This window comes from Ensifer sp. EB106-05-01-XG146 (assembly GCF_058791875.1).
This window is the reverse complement of sequence record NZ_JBYTDX010000002.1, coordinates 141,153-160,496: the sequence shown is the minus strand read 5'-3', so window position 1 is coordinate 160,496 and position 19,344 is coordinate 141,153. Positions and strand designations below refer to the sequence as shown.

Annotated in this window: 20 protein-coding genes; 11 read left to right on the top strand and 9 right to left on the bottom strand. The window is 63.1% G+C overall.

What is annotated here, in order from left to right; translation table 11 throughout:
- Positions 1–133 precede the first annotated feature (133 nt).
- From AC3WVQ_RS20975 to AC3WVQ_RS20965, 3 genes are read left to right on the top strand one after another with little or no spacing between them, the layout of a single operon-like run.
- On the top strand, positions 134–565 hold the full coding sequence (locus tag AC3WVQ_RS20975) for an SxtJ family membrane protein (protein WP_034789693.1): 432 nt from the start codon (positions 134–136) through the stop codon (positions 563–565).
- Positions 566–611: 46 nt separating this feature from the next.
- Positions 612–761 carry a DUF5989 family protein gene (locus tag AC3WVQ_RS20970; RefSeq protein ID WP_089043047.1) on the top strand — a complete coding sequence of 50 codons (150 nt, stop codon included), beginning with the start codon at positions 612–614 and terminating at the stop codon, positions 759–761.
- An 11-nt stretch (positions 762–772) separates the two neighbouring features.
- Positions 773–2,605, top strand: coding sequence for a carbamoyltransferase family protein (locus tag AC3WVQ_RS20965; RefSeq protein WP_492382957.1), 1,833 nt, complete (start codon positions 773–775; stop codon positions 2,603–2,605).
- A 57-nt stretch (positions 2,606–2,662) separates the two neighbouring features.
- On the opposite strand, the gene AC3WVQ_RS20960 is transcribed toward AC3WVQ_RS20965, so the two are convergent.
- The 3 genes from AC3WVQ_RS20960 to AC3WVQ_RS20950 all read right to left on the bottom strand — a co-directional run bounded on the left by AC3WVQ_RS20960 (position 2,663) and on the right by AC3WVQ_RS20950 (position 6,247).
- Complete coding sequence (locus AC3WVQ_RS20960; protein WP_060519278.1) at positions 2,663–3,601, bottom strand: LysR family transcriptional regulator; 939 nt, start codon at positions 3,599–3,601, stop codon at positions 2,663–2,665.
- A 206-nt stretch (positions 3,602–3,807) separates the two neighbouring features.
- Positions 3,808–5,511, bottom strand: a complete 1,704-nt coding sequence (locus tag AC3WVQ_RS20955; RefSeq protein ID WP_034789705.1) for an amidohydrolase — start codon at positions 5,509–5,511, stop codon at positions 3,808–3,810.
- 325 nt (positions 5,512–5,836) lie between these two features.
- Positions 5,837–6,247 (bottom strand): hypothetical protein, encoded by a 411-nt coding sequence (locus AC3WVQ_RS20950; protein WP_034789708.1) that lies wholly within the window; start codon positions 6,245–6,247, stop codon positions 5,837–5,839.
- Between the two features lie 315 nt (positions 6,248–6,562).
- Here AC3WVQ_RS20950 and AC3WVQ_RS20945 point away from each other — a divergent pair, with 315 nt between their 5' ends.
- The 4 genes from AC3WVQ_RS20945 to AC3WVQ_RS20930 all read left to right on the top strand — a co-directional run bounded on the left by AC3WVQ_RS20945 (position 6,563) and on the right by AC3WVQ_RS20930 (position 9,351).
- The gene (locus AC3WVQ_RS20945) at positions 6,563–7,261 is read left to right on the top strand and encodes an RNA polymerase sigma factor (RefSeq protein ID WP_492382956.1); all 699 of its coding nucleotides are present in this window, start codon (positions 6,563–6,565) and stop codon (positions 7,259–7,261) included.
- A gap of 89 nt (positions 7,262–7,350) precedes the next feature.
- Positions 7,351–7,872 (top strand): DUF4142 domain-containing protein, encoded by a 522-nt coding sequence (locus AC3WVQ_RS20940; RefSeq protein WP_268087977.1) that lies wholly within the window; start codon positions 7,351–7,353, stop codon positions 7,870–7,872.
- 8 nt (positions 7,873–7,880) lie between these two features.
- Entirely contained in the window at positions 7,881–8,195 is a 315-nt protein-coding gene (locus AC3WVQ_RS20935; RefSeq protein WP_060585612.1) for a cupredoxin domain-containing protein, read from the top strand.
- Positions 8,196–8,328: 133 nt separating this feature from the next.
- A complete protein-coding gene (locus tag AC3WVQ_RS20930; protein WP_268087979.1) occupies positions 8,329–9,351 on the top strand; it encodes an LLM class flavin-dependent oxidoreductase in 1,023 nt (340 codons plus the stop codon).
- A 112-nt stretch (positions 9,352–9,463) separates the two neighbouring features.
- Here the strand turns inward: AC3WVQ_RS20930 and AC3WVQ_RS20925 are convergent, their stop codons facing one another.
- The 5 genes from AC3WVQ_RS20925 to AC3WVQ_RS20905 all read right to left on the bottom strand — a co-directional run bounded on the left by AC3WVQ_RS20925 (position 9,464) and on the right by AC3WVQ_RS20905 (position 14,009).
- The gene (locus AC3WVQ_RS20925; protein ID WP_268087980.1) at positions 9,464–9,850 is read right to left on the bottom strand and encodes a hypothetical protein; all 387 of its coding nucleotides are present in this window, start codon (positions 9,848–9,850) and stop codon (positions 9,464–9,466) included.
- A gap of 113 nt (positions 9,851–9,963) precedes the next feature.
- Positions 9,964–10,734, bottom strand: coding sequence for an ABC transporter ATP-binding protein (locus tag AC3WVQ_RS20920; RefSeq protein WP_034789724.1), 771 nt, complete (start codon positions 10,732–10,734; stop codon positions 9,964–9,966).
- A gap of 9 nt (positions 10,735–10,743) precedes the next feature.
- Positions 10,744–11,727, bottom strand: a complete 984-nt coding sequence (locus tag AC3WVQ_RS20915) for an ABC transporter substrate-binding protein (protein WP_192356930.1) — start codon at positions 11,725–11,727, stop codon at positions 10,744–10,746.
- Between the two features lie 35 nt (positions 11,728–11,762).
- Positions 11,763–12,647, bottom strand: a complete 885-nt coding sequence (locus tag AC3WVQ_RS20910) for an ABC transporter permease (RefSeq protein WP_060528972.1) — start codon at positions 12,645–12,647, stop codon at positions 11,763–11,765.
- Positions 12,648–12,656: 9 nt separating this feature from the next.
- Positions 12,657–14,009, bottom strand: a complete 1,353-nt coding sequence (locus tag AC3WVQ_RS20905; RefSeq protein ID WP_268087983.1) for an LLM class flavin-dependent oxidoreductase — start codon at positions 14,007–14,009, stop codon at positions 12,657–12,659.
- A gap of 397 nt (positions 14,010–14,406) precedes the next feature.
- Between AC3WVQ_RS20905 and AC3WVQ_RS20900 the strand changes: the two genes are divergently transcribed.
- The 4 genes from AC3WVQ_RS20900 (at position 14,407) to AC3WVQ_RS20885 (ending at position 18,405) form a co-directional block, all read left to right on the top strand.
- Entirely contained in the window at positions 14,407–15,768 is a 1,362-nt protein-coding gene (locus AC3WVQ_RS20900) for a dicarboxylate/amino acid:cation symporter (protein ID WP_034789738.1), read from the top strand.
- Between the two features lie 81 nt (positions 15,769–15,849).
- On the top strand, positions 15,850–16,308 hold the full coding sequence (locus AC3WVQ_RS20895; RefSeq protein WP_192356931.1) for an SRPBCC family protein: 459 nt from the start codon (positions 15,850–15,852) through the stop codon (positions 16,306–16,308).
- A gap of 450 nt (positions 16,309–16,758) precedes the next feature.
- Positions 16,759–17,034 carry a metal-sensing transcriptional repressor gene (locus tag AC3WVQ_RS20890; RefSeq protein ID WP_089042985.1) on the top strand — a complete coding sequence of 92 codons (276 nt, stop codon included), beginning with the start codon at positions 16,759–16,761 and terminating at the stop codon, positions 17,032–17,034.
- A 48-nt stretch (positions 17,035–17,082) separates the two neighbouring features.
- A complete protein-coding gene (locus AC3WVQ_RS20885; protein WP_060528975.1) occupies positions 17,083–18,405 on the top strand; it encodes an MFS transporter in 1,323 nt (440 codons plus the stop codon).
- Between the two features lie 10 nt (positions 18,406–18,415).
- Here the strand turns inward: AC3WVQ_RS20885 and AC3WVQ_RS20880 are convergent, their stop codons facing one another.
- The gene (locus AC3WVQ_RS20880) at positions 18,416–19,018 is read right to left on the bottom strand and encodes a TetR/AcrR family transcriptional regulator (RefSeq protein ID WP_060528976.1); all 603 of its coding nucleotides are present in this window, start codon (positions 19,016–19,018) and stop codon (positions 18,416–18,418) included.
- Positions 19,019–19,344 lie beyond the last annotated feature (326 nt).

The window sequence follows — 19,344 nt, the reverse complement described above, 5'->3', positions numbered from 1 at the left end:
ATCCATTGGCATATTGACCTACCCCAGTATTTGCCGCTCATATTCTCCCAATATAAATGACTAAAGAGTTTTTCATTCGTCGGCACAATGAAAATTGTGCGTTTTTTAGCTAACCGCTTTGAGGTGGATAGCAATGAGCATTTCTCACGGACCACTGAACGAGAAGCCCCCGGAAGGACCGTCGAACAGAAGTTTCGGCTACACCGTCGGTGGCATCCTTACCCTGATCGCGCTCGTGAAATGGTGGCGGGCTTCCGAGATTACGACCGTAACGGCTGTGCTCGCCCTGATCGGCGTGGTTCTGGTCGTGCTGGCCCTGATCGCGCCTTCGACCCTGACACGCGCCAACCATCTCTGGATGCGGCTCGGCCTTGTGCTGTTCAAGATCGTCAATCCGGTCGTGATGTTCCTGATCTACGTCACGACCTTCGTGCCGATCGGCATTTATCTCAGGCTTCGCGGCAATGACGCGCTGACCGAACAGTTCGACAAGAACGCCAAGACCTACTGGATCGACAAGCCACAGGGCGAAGCAGCCCAGGCAACGATGAAAAACCAGTTCTGAAATTTGAAGAACCTATCCCTTATTGTATCGGACAGAGGACACGAAAATGGACCTTGCTAGGGAACTCCTGTCTTACATGGGCAACCGGAAGAAATACTGGTTGCTGCCGATCCTGGTCATGACGACCATCTTCGGAACCCTGGTGGTACTGACGCAGGGAACGGCCGTCGCCCCCTTTATCTATACGCTGTTCTAGGCGGCACCATCGTGCGTATCCTCGGTATCTCGGCCTTTTACCACGATAGCACGGCCGCGCTCGTCGAAGACGGGCGCATCGTAGCCGCTGCACAGGAAGAGCGCTTTACGCGCCGGAAACACGACCCCGATTTTCCGGCGCGGGCAATAGAGTACTGCTTGTCGGAAGCAGGCTGCACCATGAACGACATCGACCATGTCGTCTTCTACGAAAAGCCGTTCCTGAAGTTCGAGCGGCTTGTCGAGACCTATCTTGCGACAGTGCCGCAAGGCTTCAGTTCGTTTCGCGTGGCGATGCCGGTCTGGATCAAGGAAAAGCTCTTCCAGAAGAAGATGCTGCGCAAGGATCTCGGCAAGCTTGTCGGCAAGAAGGAATGGGATGGCTCGCTGCTTTTCACCGAGCACCACCAGTCCCATGCAGCGAGCGCCTTCTTTCCCTCGCCCTTCGCCTCAGCCGCAGTCCTCACCATGGACGGCGTCGGCGAGTGGTGCACCACATCGCTTGCCCATGGCCATGACAATCGCCTCGACTTCCTGAAGGAGCTGCATTTCCCGCACTCCCTTGGCCTGCTTTATTCGGCCTTTACCTATTACACGGGCTTCAAGGTCAATTCGGGCGAGTACAAGGTGATGGGGCTTGCGCCCTACGGGCGGCCGCGTTTTGCGCAGACGATCCTCGACAACCTGATCGATCTCAAGGACGACGGCTCCTTCCGTCTGGACCAGCACTATTTCGGTTATTGCACGGGCCTGAAGATGACCTCGCCGGCCTTTCACGACCTCTTCGGAGGCGAACCCCGCAAGCCGGAATCGCCGCTGACCCAACGCGAGATGGACCTTGCGGCCTCCGTGCAGGTCGTGACCGAAGAGGCGGTCATGCGGCTCGCCCGCTATGCCCGGCGCCAGACAGGCGAAAAGAACCTCTGCCTTGCCGGTGGCGTCGCGCTCAACTGCGTGGCGAACGGCAAGTTGCTGAAGGCCGGGATCTTCGACGATATCTGGATCCAGCCCGCCGCAGGCGATGCGGGCGGCGCCCTCGGGGCGGCCCTCTCGGTCTGGCACGAATATCTTGGAAGCGCGCGTGTCGTGAAGGAGAGCGATTCCATGTCGGGCGGCTATCTGGGACCGGCCTTCGCGCAAGGTGAAGTCGAGCAGCGGCTTGCCAACGCCGGGGCGAACTTCGAGGTCCTCTCGGACGAAGAGATCACCTCCTCCACCGTCTCGGCGCTGACCGAGGAAAAAGCGGTCGGCTGGATGCAGGGGCGGATGGAATTCGGACCGCGGGCTCTCGGCGGACGGTCGATCCTCGGCGACGCCCGTTCGCCGACGATGCAGAAGATGCTCAATCTCAAGGTCAAGTATCGCGAGAGCTTCCGTCCCTTCGCTCCGTCGATCCGGCGTGAAGACCTGTCGGACTGGTTCGATATCGACACCGACAGCCCTTACATGCTGCTTGTCGGCGACGTCCTGGAAAGCCGCCGCCTGCACGCCAATCACCCGCAGGAAAATCTGTTCGGCATCGATCTGCTCAACGTGCCGCGCTCGGAAATACCGGCGGTGACCCATGTCGATTACTCCGCCCGTATCCAGACGGTGCACCGCGAGACCAACCCGCGTTACTGGGAGCTGTTGACCCGGTTCAAGGCGCGCACCGGCTGCCCGGTGCTCGTCAACACCAGCTTCAACGTGCGTGGCGAGCCGATCGTCTGCAATCCCGAAGACGCCTATCGCTGCTTCATGGGAACGGAGATCGAGCGCCTCGTCGTCGGCAATTGCATCCTGAAGAAGGAAAACCAGCCGGAGCACCTGAAGCAGGACTACAAAGAGAACTTCGAGCTCGACTAGAACCGGCCACGTAATCTGTTCCTTCAGAACGCCGGGCCGCAGCAGCGACCCGGCGTTCTAACGTCCGGCACGCAGCCGCGAGGCGCTTCGGCCGGAGGGCGCGACGCCGAACTCGCTCGTCAGCAGCTTGACGAAAAACGGCACCAGCCCCGATTTCGCCCGCGATTTGTCGAAGGCTGCCTGGAATGGCGCCCTGTAGCTGAAGAGGTCCGGGCGGATCGGCCGCAGCAACCCTTCGCTGACATAACGGCTGGCGAAGTGATCGGGCAGATAGCCGAGATAGCGCCCGGAAAGGATCAGCCGCGCCTCCGCTTCCATGTCGCTGACCGTCGCGCGCGGATTGGCGATCGAGAAGATCTTGAGGTCGCGCGCATTCCAGTAGGAGCGACCGATCAGATTGTAGGACCGGATGTCGTCGATTTCGATCGTGCTGTCATCGCGGGAAAACAGCGGGTGCTCGGCCCCGCAATAGAAGCGCTGCGTCTCCTCGTAAAGATCGACATATTCGAGCCCCAGCGTCGTGCGCGGGAAGCTCGCGATCGCGATGTGGAGCTCGCCCGTTATCACGTCGCGCAACAGTTCATGCGGCGGTCGGGTGACGATCGAAAGCGCCACCTCGGGCGCTTCATCCGTCATCCGCGCAAAGACGCGGGTCAGACGGGAGGCCGGGTCGGACAGGGTGTTGTCGATCAGACCAACGGAAAGCGTGCCGTTCAGCCGGTGTTGCAGCCCCTTCATGCGGATATCGAACTGGTCGATCGTGCCGAACAGGCGCTTGGCCTCCTCGTAGACTGCACGCCCCTCCTCGGTAAGACGGAAACCGGACCGGCCCCGCTGGCAGAGGATCAGACCCAGGCGACTTTCCAGCGCCGAGATATGGTTGGAGATCGTCGAGAGCGACAGGTTGAGCTCGCCCTGTGCAGCCGCGAAACCACCCGCCTCCACGATCGTCACGAAGATCCGCAGCAGCCGCACGTCCAACGAGTCCAACGCCATTCCATCGCGTCCTTAGCTTGATAAGCTCCAAAGTGAAGCGCAATTATTATGAATTTTCAGGCACTAAGCTAGTGCACCATGGCCCTGAACGGCAGATCGGCCGGCGCTGGTAGCGCCGGCCGAGCGTGATCTGGATCGGTGGGAAGGCTGCCGATCGACGTGTCCTCGCACGGCGACCGGCAAGAGAAGGACGCTGCCGCCCCCGATCAGGGCCGGCGATAGACCTCGTTTCCGGCGAGATAGGTCGCCTCCACCTTGCGCTCGCGGATCGAACGGTCGAGTGGATCGGACAGAGTGCCGTCGATCACGACGAAATCCGCCCACTTGTCGACGCTGATCGAGCCGATCTCACCGCCCCAAGGCGTCATGTCGGCACCCGCCTGGGTGAGACCATGCAGGGCCTGGTCGAAGGTGACCGCTTGCTCGGGGTGCCAGGGACCGTCACCCAAGCCAAAGGGGCTCTCGCGGAAGACGGCATCGTTGATCTGAGTCAGCGGGCTCAGCGGCGATGTCGGCCAGTCCGAACCGAACACCAGCGGTACGCCGGCGTCGAGCATCGAATGCCAGACATAGGCCCGCGGCTCGCGATCGGTACCGATGCGTTCGGTGATGTACTTACCGATCGTGCCGGTCGCATGGTTCGGCTGCATCGAGGCGACGACACCGAGATCCTTGAAGCGCTGGATGTCCTTGGTCTCGACCACCTCGATATGCTCGATACGGTTCGGCTGCGGCCGGGGCACGGACGCTTCGGCGAAAGCGTCGAGAACGAGGCTGACGCCGCCATCGCCGATCGCATGCACCGCCGTCGGGAAGCCGTTTTCGTTGGAGGCCTTGATTGCCGCCGCCAGCTGCTCCTTGGTCTCGAAGGGCTTGCCCTTCCAGCCGTGCTGGTCGGAATAGTCCTCATGCATATAGGCGGTGCGGGTCGAGAGCACCCCGTCGATCACCGACTTGGTGTAGCCGAGCTTGAGCATCGGCCCCTTTACCTCCTGCTCGCCGGAATCGGCGGCCGCTTTGTCGACCTCGTCGCGATCCTTGACCGCTGCGGCAATCTTCTTCGGATCTCCTTCGAAGAAGCCGTACCAGACGCGAAGCGGCATCTTCTTTTCCGAGAGGATCGCGGCATAGTCGTGCACGGCGGCGAGATCCGACATGTCGTTGACGCCGGTGATCCCCAGGCTGTTGGCAAACTTCATTGTCTCAAGCAGCGCTGCCCGCCGCTCGCTGTCGGTCGCCACCGGACGATGCTTCTCGACGAGGTCGCCGGCCTTTTCGAGCAGGATGCCGCTCGGCTCGCCCTTGTCGTTCAAGAGCACCTGCCCGCCCTCTTCGACTTCCGACTTCGCGGTAACGCCGCCCACTTCGAGCGCCTTGGAATTGACCCAGACGGAATGGAAATCGATATCTCGCAGGACCACCACGCGATCCGGCACCACGGCGTCGAGGTCTTCCTTTGTCGGCAGCTTGCCCTCGCCGAGCGTGTAGTCCCAGCCGCCGCCCATCAGCCAGACGCCCTTCGGCAGGCGCTGATCGGCTTCCTTGATCTTTTCGAGCCAGGTCTTCTTGTCCGGGATGTAGGAGAGGTCGACGCCGGTCACCATGTCCATGCCAGATGTGAGGTGCGTATGCCCGTCGATGAAGCCAGGGGTCACGGTCTTGCCGCCGGCGTCGATCACCTTGGTCTCGGCATCGGCCAGTGCCTTGATCTCGTCGTTGCTGCCGACTGCGGTGAACTTGCCGTTCTCGATTGCGAAGGCCTGTGCCTTCGGCTTGCCCTGGTCCACCGTGCGCACGTCGCCGTTGAGCACGATCAGATCGGGTGCGGCCCAAACCGGCTGCGCCGTGCCGACCAGGATCGCCAGCGCGGACGTTGCACCCAGAGCCCGGGTTACTGCTGCCAATGTCATGAAATCCTCCTCCCGCGGCTACATCCCTCCACCCCCGGCGAGCCGCGCGGCACCGGCGTTGAGGGGATGATGCTGCAAGAGGGGAGGATCGCGATATACTCCCTCGGGCTAGGTTTGCGCCATGCCGCGCGACGACCACACTGTGTCCGTTGCAACGCGGTGCGCATCGGCTCGGGCTGACCAAAACCAGGTTTGCCACCCAGTCGGGCGCAATATCCTTACCGGGCGCGAAAGCGAGGCCGCGCCGCTTACGAGAAACAGGAGGTTAGGGAAGCTTCCGGCTGGCGCCCTGGCTTCCCCCGAGGCTGGCCGATGGGCTCAGCCCTCAGCTAAAGAGCGCCTTCAGACGCGGCCAGAGACCAATGGCCGCGCGAACCCGACGGGCGGCATAGGCAGCCCGCACCGAACTACCGAAATTGCAGTCGCAGACGATGTCGTGCAGCTGATGATCCGATATTTCGAAAAAGCGTTTTGCTTCGCCGTAGCTGTCGTCTGCGAGCCCCGCGAGGCGCAATTGCGTATCCTCGAAGGCGACGGTCATGGGCGAACCGTTGACCTGCATGGCCTGACGCACGGCAGCAGTCGCACGTTCAGTACCGGAAAGCGTGCCAAGCCGGCGATCGGGATTGCTTTCCAAGAGTTCGGCCCAACGCTGAAGCCGTTCCGTTCTCGTCATGACGGGATCGGGACGAATTTCGGCGAGCGCCTGCAACTGTTCTATTGTTTGATGCTTCATCGTCGTCTCTCCTAGTGCGAAGATGCGACCGCGATACGCGCCCCTGCACACCGGGGTCGCCGATCCTCAAACTCGCCAGAGGGAACCCCAGTTCCCTGGCCAGAGAAAAAAAGAGGGCTTGCCAATACCGCTGCGCGAACAGCGCCCCAAGACCCAACTTCCGCTGGCGAAAACACGCGAAATGCCGCTTCGTAGAGACACCCTCGCGACTGGAAGCACGCCCCTGCCCCTATTTCGGTTGCCGCTAACGCGGCGTATGTTTTCTCGGGAACGTTTTTGCCCGATCCGCATCAAACGGTGGTTTGGAGGTGGATGATGAAGGATGCCGTGCAGACAAAACCCGCCACGGCGGAAGCGGACCATTTGACGGACGAGACTCTCGTCGAGCGTGCGCTTGCGAGGGATCCGGAAGCCTTCCGGATCATCATGACAAGGCATAACCAGCGGCTTTTTCGCATCGCGCGCGCCGTCGTGCGCAACGACAGCATCGCCGAGGATGTGGTGCAGGAAGCCTATCTGCGCGCGTTCGAACACCTCGAAACGTTTCGTGGCGATGCCAGCCTCGCCACCTGGCTGCATCGGGTCGTGTTGAACGAGGCGCTCGGACGCCTGCGCCGGTCGGCGACGCGACGGGAGGTTCCGCTTGCGACGGACAACGCCGGCGCCGAGATCGTACCCTTTCCCAATGCTGCGAACGCCGACGATCCGGAACGCAGCCTCGCGCAGCGTCAGATCCTGCGGCTGGTGGAAGAGGCCGCCGACGCTTTGCCGGAAGCCTTCCGCCTGGTCTTTACCGCCCGCGTCATCGAAGCGATGAGCGTCGAAGAAACCGCTGCCCTCCTCGGCATCAACCCAAAGACGGTCAGGAGCCGCCTCTACCGGGCTCGTCAGCTCGTCCGTCAGCAGATCGATCGCCAGGTCGGGCCGGTGCTCATGAATGCCTTTCCCTTCGCCGGACGTCGCTGCGCGCGATTGACGGAGGCGGTCATGCACCGGCTCGGGCTATCAGGCTGACATTTTCGGGAACCTTTGACTGCGGCGCGCATCCAACGGGTGTCATCCATCAAGACCGGTGCCACTTGCGGCCGGAAAAGGAGTTCCCGATGTATGCCCGTTTCACTTCAGCCCTCGCCGTCGCCTGTCTCATCGGTGGCGCTACCCATGCAGCCGACACGAAGGTCACAGATCCGCAAATCGCCCATATCGCCTATACCGCCGGCGTCATCGATATCGAGGCCGCCAAGCAGGCCCTGAAAGTCTCGAAGGACAAGGAGGTCATCGGGTTTGCCAACGACATGCTGCGCGACCACGAGGTCGTGAACAAGCAGGCCCTCGATCTCGTCAAGAAGCTCAAGGTGACGCCCGAAGACAACGACACCAGCCGCGCGCTGACGAAAGCGGCCACGCAAGAGCGCGAAAAGCTGGCGAAGCTGAGCGGCGCCGACTTCGACAAGGCCTATGTCGCCAACGAGGTGGCCTACCACAAGCAGGTCAATGGCGCGCTTGAAACCCTGCTTATTCCCTCCGCGAAGAATGCCGAGCTCAAGGACCTGCTGGAGACCGGGCTCAAGCTGTTCCAGGGGCACCAGCAACATGCCGAGCATGTCGCCGGGATGATGAAGTAGGCCGCGCCATGATCCGGAAGCGAAGCCTTGGCGCCCTTTTCGGCCTGGCTCTGATGCTGGCTGCGCCATCGGCGTGGGCGGAGACCATCCGGGTGACGATCGAAAAGCTCGTGTTTTCGCCCGCTGAAATCAGCGCCGCCGTCGGCGACGTGATCGAGTGGGACAACAAGGACGTCATGGCGCACACGGCAACGGCCAAGGGTGATTTCGACGTGGTGATACCACCGAAAAAGATGGCGACACTCACCGTCACCAAGGCCGGAACCTTCGACTATACCTGCCGCTTTCACCCGAATATGAAAGCGCGCCTGCAGGTGCGATGAAAGACTTGAGGACGGCGGTGCGAGCGCATCCCCACGCGCCGCCGTTCACGGCGAAGTCACCGGACACCGGCTGTATCCGGAAACCGAATTATGCCATGGAAGCGTCTGGTTCCATCGAGGAGGCGGCACGGCCATGAAGAAGATCGGTTTTCTTTCCTTCGGACACTGGACGCCCTCGCCGCAGTCGCAGACGCGATCGGCGGGCGACGCCCTGCTGCAATCGATCGATCTCGCCGTTGCGGCCGAAGAACTCGGCGCAGACGGCGCCTATTTCCGCGTTCATCACTTCGCCCGCCAGCTCGCCTCGCCGTTTCCGCTTCTGGCGGCGGTCGGTGCAAAGACGAGCCGGATCGAGATCGGCACCGCCGTCATCGACATGCGCTACGAGAACCCGCTCTACATGGCCGAGGATGCGGGTGCGGCCGACCTCATCGCCGGCGGACGGCTGCAGCTCGGCATCAGCCGCGGCTCGCCGGAACAGGTGATCGATGGCTGGCGCCACTTCGGCTACCAGCCGTCCGAGGGCGAGACTGAGAGCGACATGGCAAGAAGGCACGCGGAAGTGCTGCTCGACGTCCTGCGCGGCGACGGCTTCGCCGAACCCAATCCGCGGCCGATGTTCCCCAATCCTCCCGGCCTGCTGCGCCTCGAGCCGCATTCCGCGGGCCTCAGAGAACGCATCTGGTGGGGCGCAAGCTCGAACGCCACAGCCGTCTGGGCCGCCAAGCTCGGCATGAACTTGCAGAGCTCGACGCTGAAGGATGACGAAACCGGGCTGCCGTTCCATGTCCAGCAGGCCGACCAGATCCGCGCCTACCGGGAAGCCTGGAAGGCGGCGGGGCACATGCGCGAGCCGCGCGTCTCGGTCAGCCGCAGCATCTTTGCGTTGGTGGACGATCGCGACCGCATGTATTTCGGTGGCGGAAACAAACAGGAAGACCAGATCGGTTTCATCGACGACAAGACGCGGGCGATTTTCGGGCGCAGCTACGCCGCACCACCCGACGTGCTGGTCGAGCAACTGGCAAAGGACGGGGCGATTGCCGAGGCCGACACGCTGCTCCTGACGGTCCCGAACCAGCTTGGCGTCGAGTACAACGCCCATGTGATCGAGGCGATCCTCAAGCATGTCGCGCCGGCACTTGGTTGGCGCTAGCGACAGGCGACGCCTCAAACTCCAGGCATCTGAAATAGGCATCTGAATTCAGGCACCCGGCCGAATCAGGGAGCGCGGCGGTACTGCCGCGCCCCTTCGCTTAGCCGGTTCTTCAGGGAACCTGCGGCGGATGCGCGACGCCCAGATAGTAGTCGCCCTGTCCGCCGCTCTGATACTCGCCCGTATAGCGCTGGCGGGCATCACCCAGCGTGCGGGCCGGCGGGCGGTAGGCATAACCCGGCGCCGGATCGACATACGGATCGACATAGATGCTGCCAGTCGGCATCGGATCGACATAGACTTGCGGCTCTACAGGCTCGACATAGACCGGGCCGGGCGCGGGTTCGACATAGTAGGGTTGCCCGTAGAGCACCCGGTTCTGGGTGCCCGGCGGATTGTGCGGATCGATGCCGGTGTAGAAGCCGTTGGCGAGCGCCGGTGTTGCCGTGCCAAGGGCAAAAACGATTGCGGCGAATGACATTCCGTTCGAAAGCTTCATGGCGTTGCTCCTGTCTCGGCTGAGCATCCGACCATCTGGCAGCATCGCCCCCGGTGGATGCGAACGTCGAGAGAGAATAACGCGTAATCGCTGCAACCGTTCCGCACGCGACCTTAGTGCAGTCCGAAGATGCCGAGCAGTTCCTCGCGCTGGCGCACGAAGGCGCTGGCGCTGCGGTCGCGCGGCCGCGGCAGGTCGATCTCGATCAGCCGAGGTTCGCCGCCCTTTTCGCGCGGCAGGATGAGGATACGGTCGGCGAGATAGATCGCCTCCTCGAGATCATGGGTGACGAGCACGGTCGTCACGTCCTCGTCGCGCCAGATCCGCGCCAACTCCTGCTGCATGCTGATCTTGGTCATGGCGTCCAGCGCGCCCAGCGGCTCGTCGAGCAGCAGGATTTCCGGCTGAACCGCAAGCGCCCGGGCAATGCCGACGCGTTGCGCCATACCGCCCGACAATTGCCGCGGATAGGCGTCTTCGAACTGTTGCAGGCCGACCAGTTGCACGTAGCGCCGCGCCCGGTCTCGCGCCTGCCCACGGGAAAGACCACGCGTCTCCAGCCCGAAGCCGACATTGTCGAGCACCGTCAGCCAGGGCAGGAGCCGCGGCTCCTGGAAGATCACGGCACGGTCGGTGCCGACACCTCTCGTCAGCTTTCCGTCGATCAGCACCTCTCCGGCATCCGGATCCTCAAGACCCGCCAGCACCCGAAGCAGGGTCGTCTTGCCCGAACCGCTGGCGCCGACGATAGCGAGCGTCTCGCCGGAGCGGATATTAAGGTTGATATCCCGAAGCACAGGCAAGGGCGTGCCGTTCAGGCGGTAGGACTTGGAGAGGTGACGGATCGTCACCTCTCCCCGGCGAGGGTTCTGGGTAACGCTCATGGAACGTCCTCAGTTGCTGGCCGTTGCGCCGTCGACGGCCAAGAGAACGTCCTTTGGCGCCAGTTGGCCCTGCTTGAGCTTGCCTTCGCGCACCAGCACGTCGATCCAGAATTGGAGGTCACGCTCGACCGGCAGGCCACCGGCCCGCACCCCATAGCCGCGGAAGTACTGGGCGATCTCAGGATTTTCCCCGCGGGCCTTCAGGGCCTTGGCAAGGATGTCCTTTGTTTCCTGCGGATGTTCGCGGGCATAGTCGAGCGCGCGGGCCGACTGCAGCACGAAGGTCTTTGCCGCCTCCGGATGCTCCTTCACGAAGTCGCGTCTGAGCACGACGAAGCCGCCGGCGATCTCGCCGAGCACGTCGGTGTCGTCGAAGATCGCGCGCAGACCACCGTTCTTACGAGCCGCGCCCTCGAAGGTCGTCTGCCAATAGCCGAAGGCCGAGATATCCACCTGGCCGGAGCGCAGGACCTGTTCCAGTTGCGGACCGGGCACGACCACCTGGTTGGCGGCATCTGTCGGCAGGCCGACAGAGTGCAAGGCCTCGCGGATCGTATAGTCGAGGTGCGCACCGAGCGTGTTCACCGCTATGCTCTTGCCGGCGATGTCCTTGATGCTTTTGATCGGGCTGTCTTCCAGCACGTAGAAAATCGACTGCACTTCGTCATTGATGCCGTTGGAGGGATAGGCGGCCACGAAATCGTTGCCGCTGATAATCGAGTTCAGCACGGCCGATGTCGCCGCGCTGCCGATCTCGACGTCGCCGGAGGCCAGCGCGATCAGTGATGCCGGGCCGCCGGTGGCGTAGCCGACGCTCTCGATCGTGATGCCGGTTCCATCAAAATAGCCGAGTTCCTGCGCGAGTTCATGTGCCGACAGACCGCCTTGGCTGGCGAGATAGCGAAGCGTGACCGCGTCGGCAGCGGCCGCCGGTGAAACAAGGCCTAGTGTGACGGCTGCCGAGAGAAGAAGATTGCGGGGGTGGAAGGTCATCTCGATATCCTTTCGAAGGGGAACTGGTAAGGCGGTCAGGCGTTCGGCGCAGACCAGCGGCAGAGATTGCGTTGGATGAGAACGAGCAGCGCATTGGCGGCGAGACCGAGCAGGGCAAGCAGCAGGATCGATGCAAACATCAGCGGGATCTGGAAGTTGTATTGGGCGTTCATCACCTGGAAGCCGATGCCCTTGTTCGCTCCGATCATTTCGGCAGCGATCAGAAGCAGCAACGCGGTCGTGGCCGAGAGCCTGAGGCCGACGAAGATCGCAGGCACGGAGGCCGGCAGAACCACGCGGCGGAAGACGGCGAGCGAGCCGGCGCCGTAGGTGCGAGCCATCTCGATCAGCTTCCTGTCGACCTCCTTGACCCCACCGATCGTCGACAGGAGGATCGGAAAGAGCGTCGCCCAGAAGATCACGAAGACCTTCGACGTTTCGCCGAGACCGAGCAGCAGAATGAAGACCGGGTAGAGCGCCAGGGCCGAGGTCTGGCGGAAAAGCTGCAGGACGGGGTCGAGTGCCTGTTCGACAAGCCGGACCTGGCCCATGAACAGCCCGAGCGGGATTCCCACCGCGACGGCGGCTGCAAAGGCAATGCCCGACCGCTGCAGGCTGATGGCGATGTCGTCGAGCAGCGCGCCGCCGGCGATACCGTCCCAAAGGGCCGACAGGATCACGTCGAGCGGCGGAAACACCGCCGCGTTGACCCAGCCCACGGTGCTTGCAACCTGCCAGAAGGCCAGAAACGCAAGCACGAGGCCGTAGCGGGCGACGATTGCGCCGAGCAGGCGGCGCCAGCGCGGCACGGAGTTCGGCCGGGAATGCGCGGCGGGCGAAGTGGAACTCTTGGCCAGAGCCTCACGGCGCGCCGTTGCAAAGCCTGCCGCAAGCGAGGGGTTGATGGTTTCATAGGACATGGCAACACCTCACTCCGCTGCTTGAACGGCCGACCGGGCGGCAGTCCAGCGGTTGACGGGAACGGGCAGGCCGAGGTTTTCGCGTAGCGTCCTGCCCTCGTAGGCGGTGCGGAACAGGCCGCGACGCTGCAATTCCGGGATCACCAGCTCGACGAAGTCGTCGAGCGCCGTCGGGAACCATGGCGGCAGGATGTTGAAGCCATCGGCGGCTTCGTTCTCGAACCATTCCTGCAGGGTATCGGCGATCTGCCCCGCCGTACCGACAATCGTGTAGTGGCCACGCGCCGACGCGATCCATTGGTAGAGCTGGCGAATGGTGAAGTTGTTCTCGTCGGCGATCTGGCGGATCAGCGCCTGGCGGCTCTTCATGCCCTCGGTCGGCGGCGCCGGCGGCAGCGGCCCGTCGAGGTCGTAGCCACGGAGATCGAGCGTTCCGCCGGTCAGGCCGTTGAGCAGGCCGATGCCGTCCTCCTCGACGATGAGCGAGGTCAGCCGTTCGTATTTCTCCCGCGCCTCGGCTTCCGTACGGCCGACGAAGGGCGAGACACCGGGCATGACCAGGATGTGGTCCGGGTTGCGGCCCAGGCCTCGGGCGCGGGCCTTGATATCGTGATAGAATTCCTGCGCCGTTTCGATGTGCTGGTGCGCCGTGAAGATCACCTCCGCAGTGGCGGCGGCAAGGCCCCTGCCATCATCGGACTGGCCGGCCTGCACGATGACGGGATGCCCCTGCGGCGAGCGCGAAATGTTGAGCGGGCCGCGGACCTTGAAATGCTCGCCGCGGTGATCCGTGTCGTGCAACTTCGCCGGATCGAAAAAGACGCCCGTTTGCTTGTCGCGGATGAAGGTATCGTCCTCGAAACTGTCCCAGAGCTTCTTGACCACATCGACATGCTCGGCGGCGCGCCGGTAACGCTCGGCATGCGGAAGCTGCGTGTCGCGGTTGAAATTCTGGGCGGTCGGATCACCCGTGGTCGTCACCACGTTCCATCCGGCGCGACCGCCGGAAATGAGGTCGAGCGACGCGAACTTGCGCGCTGTCGTATAGGGTTCCTCATAGGTCGTCGACGAGGTGGCTATGAAACCGAGATGGGTGGTGAGTGGCGCCAGCGCCGAAAACAGGGTCACCGGTTCGAAGCCGGCAACACGGGCATTGCCGCCCTCTCGCGCGCCACCGAAGCCGATCGCCAGCCCGTCGGCAAGAAAGTAGGCATCGAACAGACCACGTTCGGCGGTCAGCGCCAGCTGCTTGTGAAACTCGAAACTGGTCGCCCCGTCGGCTGGCTGGTCGGGGTGGCGCCAGGCGGCAATATGCTGCCCGCCGCCGGGAAGAAAGGCTCCAAGCCGGATCTTGCGTGTCATCTCAATCCTCTCCTGTCTCGCTTTAAACTCGAGGAGATCACCCTGCCGAGGGCGAAGCGCACAAGGCGCTCCGCAACACGCGGCGAACTCCGGCCACGACAGACAGGTTACATTATATACTAATTTTATAGAGAAAGAGGATTTTAACGAGACGTGCCGGGATTGAAATGTTTTTCGTCAGTTCGCCCGGTTTAGAGATCGATGACCGCTTCGCCGCCCTCAGGCGCAATCCGGTCGGAGCGAGAGTGCGCGGTTGATCCGGGAAAATATTCCACTTGGAATAGTTTTCGAGCCAAAGGTTTTCTTATCTCGACCAGAATACTCGACTATTTTTCGGGCACTTGCGGCGGCCATTGCCTAAAAATGTGGCCGCCGCCACACAATGAGAGTGAAAGACGTGTCCCAAGCAACCACCCAATCCTCACCAAAGCCGATCTATGCTTCCTTCGGGTTCCAAGTCCTGGCGGCCATGGTCATCGGCCTGCTGCTCGGCCTCATCGCCCGCAATATGGGCGTCGATGCCAGCGGCAATGCCAACTGGCTGACGGTCACCCTGCAGACGATCGGCTCGATCTTCGTCCAGCTTCTGCGTGCGCTCGTACCGCCGCTCGTCTTTACCGCCATCGTCGCCTCGATCGCCAACCTGGCGACGCTGCAGAATGCCGCCAAGCTCGTGTGGCAGACGCTGCTCTGGTTCGCGATCACCTCTCTCATCGCCGTCGTCATCGCCATCGCACTCGGCCTGATCATTCAGCCGGGCATCGGTTCGGCCGTTTCGCAGGAAGCTGCCAAGGCCCCCTCCTATTCCGGCTCGTGGCTCGATTTCCTGAAGGGCCTCGTGCCCGCCAACATGCTCGGCCTTGAAGCCAGCACCAAGGTCACCGACACGGGTGCCACCACCTCGCTCAATTTCAACGTGCTGCAGATCCTCGTCGTTTCGATCGCCGTCGGCGCCGCGGCGCTGAAGGTGGGCGATGCTGCCAAGCCGTTCCTCGCCTTCAACCAGTCGCTTCTCGCGATTGTGCGCAAGGTCCTCTGGTGGGTTATCCGGCTGACGCCGATCGGCACGATCGGCCTGCTCGGTCGCGCCGTTGCCCAGTACGGCTGGGAAACGCTGGCGCAGCTCGGCTGGTACACCGCTGCCGTCTATATCGGCCTTGCGATCGTGCTCTTTGTCGTCTACCCGGCGCTGCTCGTCGGCCACGGCCTGAGGCCCTCGCGCTTCTTTGCCGGCGCCTGGCCGGCGATCCAGCTCGCCTTCGTTTCACGCTCCTCCGTCGGCACCCTGCCCGTTACCGAAACAGTGACCGAAAAGAGCCTCGGCGTGCCGCGCGAATATGCCGCCTTCGCCGTGCCGCTCGGCGCCACCACCAAGATGGACGGCTGCGCCGCGATCTACCCGGCCATCTCGGCGATCTTCATCGCGCAGTTCTTCGGCCTGCCGCTCGGCATCCAGGAATATGTGCTGATCGTCTTCGTCTCGGTGCTCGGCTCTGCCGCAACCGCCGGCCTCACCGGCGCGACTGTCATGCTGACGCTGACGCTTTCAACGCTCGGCCTGCCGCTCGAAGGCGTCGGCCTGCTGCTCGCCATCGACCCGATCCTCGACATGGGCCGCACGGCGGTTAACGTCGCCGGTCAGGCGCTCGTGCCGACGATCGTCGCCAAGCGCGAAGGCATTCTCGACGAGACCGTCTACAACGGCGACAAGGTGCTCGACGACCTGGAACCGCTTGGCGCCGCTGCCCGCGCTGCCTGACGGCGTGAAACGACGCATGCGGGCCGCAAGGTCCGCATGCCGTGTTATACTTCAGGCGTTCCGCCTGTTGAGGGATCAGCGATGTCGTCGACCAACTTTCATCTCGTCACCGAATGGACGATCGCCTCCCAGCTTGAAGACGTGTGGCGTGAACTCAGCACGCCGGAACGCTGGCCCGAGTGGTGGCCATCGGTGAAGCAGGTTACGCTGCTAAACGAGGGGGACGAACATGGTGTCGGCGCCGTCAGGCGCATGCGCTGGTCGACGGCACTCCCCTACGAACTGGTCTTCGACATCGAGACCACCAAAGTCGAGCCGCCTCTCTTCATCGAAGGCCGGGCCTTGGGTGAACTCGACGGCATCGGCCGCTGGACCCTGCAAGGCGAAGCCAGCGCTTGCCGCGTTCGCTATGACTGGATCGTGACAGTCACGAAGCCCTGGATGGTCCGTCTTTCCTTTATCCTCAGACCCGTCTTTCGCTGGAACCACGGGGTGGTGATGGAGCGCGGCCGCCGCGGCCTCTCGAAGAGGCTGGCCTAAAGCAACGGCGGGCACATTCCGGAAAGACGCGCAGACGGACGACTATTGCGCCAGGCGCGTGCCTCGTGCCTGATGATTTCGCCCAGGCGCTGGGCGCCCGGTCCCGCCGCATCTGGATCCGGATAGACCAGATAAATGGCGCCCCAACGCTCCGACCCTTCCTTCAGCGGCAGCGGTTTCAACTGTCCCGTAGCAGGCTCCTCGCGAATCCAGTCCTCCCGGTGAAAGTGCGGCCGGCTCCCGCATCGGCGCGCCGGATAACACCGCCAAACCTCTGCCCCGCCCTGTCGCGTGGCATAGGTGCGTCACATGAGGGAACGCGGCGACGCGCGTCTCAGATGTGCTGGACGTGAAGATGAGAGACGAAAGCACCGCCCGCCTTCGGACACCGCAGCAACCATCGAAAAATCACTCCCTTGAAATATCCTATCCAGGGGGATAGGATATGACATGAGCGAGCACAGACACGACACCCATCCCGAGATCGTCAAGCGGCTGAAACGCGCGGAGGGACACCTGAAGAGCGTCATCACCATGATCGAAGGCGGCCGCTCCTGCCTCGACATCGCCCAGCAGCTCCACGCAGTGGAGAAGGCGATCAGCCAGGCGAAGCGAACCCTGATCCAGGATCACCTGGACCATTGCCTTGAAGACACGATCGGGGCGCTTCCGCACGAGCAGCGCCACTCCATCGACGAGTTCAAGGCGATCACGAAATACCTCTGAGCAGCAAATCCGCTGCCACAAACCGCCACCGAGCGAGGCCCAATCATCATGCTGCAGATCCTCGCAAACCGCACCTATCGCCACCTGTTCCTGGCGCAGGTGATCGCGCTGATCGGTACCGGCCTCGCAACCGTCGCGCTTGGCCTTCTCGCCTATGATCTGGCCGGCGCCGAAGCGGGCGCGGTGCTCGGGACGGCGCTCGCGATCAAGATGATCGCCTATGTCGGCGTAGCGCCGATCGCCGCCGCCTTCGCCGAACGGCTTCCACGCCGTGCCATGCTCGTCAGCCTCGATCTGGTGCGCGCCGCCGTGGCGCTGTTCCTGCCGTTCGTGACCGAGATCTGGCAGGTCTATGTCCTGATCTTCGTGCTGCAGTCGGCCTCGGCCGCCTTTACCCCCACCTTCCAGGCGACCATTCCCGACGTGCTGCCGGATGAAAAGGAATACACGCGCGCCCTGTCGCTCTCGCGGCTTGCCTATGATCTCGAAAGCGTCGCAAGCCCGATGCTCGCCGCGGCACTGCTTACCGTCGTCAGTTTCCACGACCTGTTTGCCGGCACGGTGATCGGCTTCCTCGCCTCGGCCGCCTTCGTCGTGTCCGTCGCGCTGCCAAGCCCGAAGGCTGCGGAACGGCGCGGTATCTACGACCGCACGACACGGGGTCTGCGCATTTATCTCTCGACGCCACGGCTGCGCGGCCTGCTCGCGCTCAATCTCGCGGTCTCGGCGGCGGGTTCGATGGTCATCGTCAACACGGTGGTGCTGGTTCAGGCCGGCTTCGACCTTACCCAGACCGACACGGCGATCGCGCTTGCCGCCTTTGGCTGCGGCTCGATGATTGCCGCGCTGATGCTGCCGCGCCTGCTCGACAGGACGCCCGACCGTTTCGCAATGTTTTCCGGGGCGACGATCCTCGTCGCCGGCCTGTTCATCGGGCCCCTCGTTCCAAATTTCGCTTCTCTGCTGCCGCTGTGGCTCGCCATCGGTCTCGGCTACTCGCTGACCCAGACGCCGTCCGGCCGGTTGCTGCGCCGCTCCGCCCAGCCCGAAGACCGGCCGGCGCTCTTTGCAGCGCAGTTCGCCCTTTCGCATGCCTGCTGGCTGATCACCTATCCGCTGGCCGGCTGGCTCGGCGCTACCGCCGGGCTCGGCACGACCTTCATCGCGCTTGGCCTCATCGCCATCGGCGCCGTCGCCGCGGCCGCCCGGCTCTGGCCCGCGCCCGACCCGGACGAAATCGAACACACCCATCATGCGCTGGCGGGCGATCACCCCCATCTTGCCGGTGCGACGCGCGTCGGCAGCGGCCACCGCCACACCCATGTGTTCGTGATCGACAGCCATCACCCGGACTGGCCAGCCCAGCGGTAGGCAACGGCCGCTACTTGGAAGCGGTGCTGTTGCCGGTAAAAGACAGGATCGCCGCATCGGCGATCTCGGCGAAACGAGCACTTGGCCCTTCGGCGCCGCTGCTCTGCTGCGCGGCGCGCGCGCCATCGATCAGCAGCAGCAGCGTGTCGCCGAGCAGCTCTGCGTCGGCGATGCCGGCCCGGCGGCACAGCTCGACGACCCGGTCGCGCTGCGCATCCTTGAAGAGGCGGATCACCTCGCGGCCGGGGTGATCCTCATCGGTCAGCTGCACGGCGGCGCTCATCATTTCGCATTGGCACTTGTCCTCGCCGAGGTGCTCGGCGATACGCCGGACCCAGGCCCTGAGCTGACCGAGACCGTCGCCCGGGTGCTGGTCTTCCAGTTCGCGCCAGAAGCCATCCATCTCCATTCCCGCATGGCGCAGGCATTCGACGATCAGCTCGTCCTTCGAACTGAAGTGGCGGTAGAGCGTCATCTTGTTGCTCTCGGCAGCATCGGCAATCGCATCGACGCCGGTTCCGCGAATGCCGCGGCGGCGAAAGAGATCACGCGCCGCCTCGACGATGCGATCGCGCGGCGAACGACGGGATGGTTTGCAGAAATCCGTTGTCATCGCAGTGGCCCGGCGTGAACGGCGCGGAAAATCTTGCCCCTTGACGCCCTGTCATTGGTCGATAACATGCGACGATGTTACCGACCAGTAACATTTTCGCCACCGTGGCAAATCGAGGAGCATCCGCTTGCGGCAAAGACCTCTTCCGGAAACGGCGGCGGTAACTGCAGAAAAATTTCATGCGCAGTGTCGGTGAGCGCGGTCGCCAGGCGTCTTTTAGCCAGAGCGCACACCGCAGAGACTTTTTAGATTCGATAACGCTCGTGATTTGGTCGTCGTGATTAGGACCGGATCGGCCCGTCATGATCTCGTGCTGGAGCCTTATG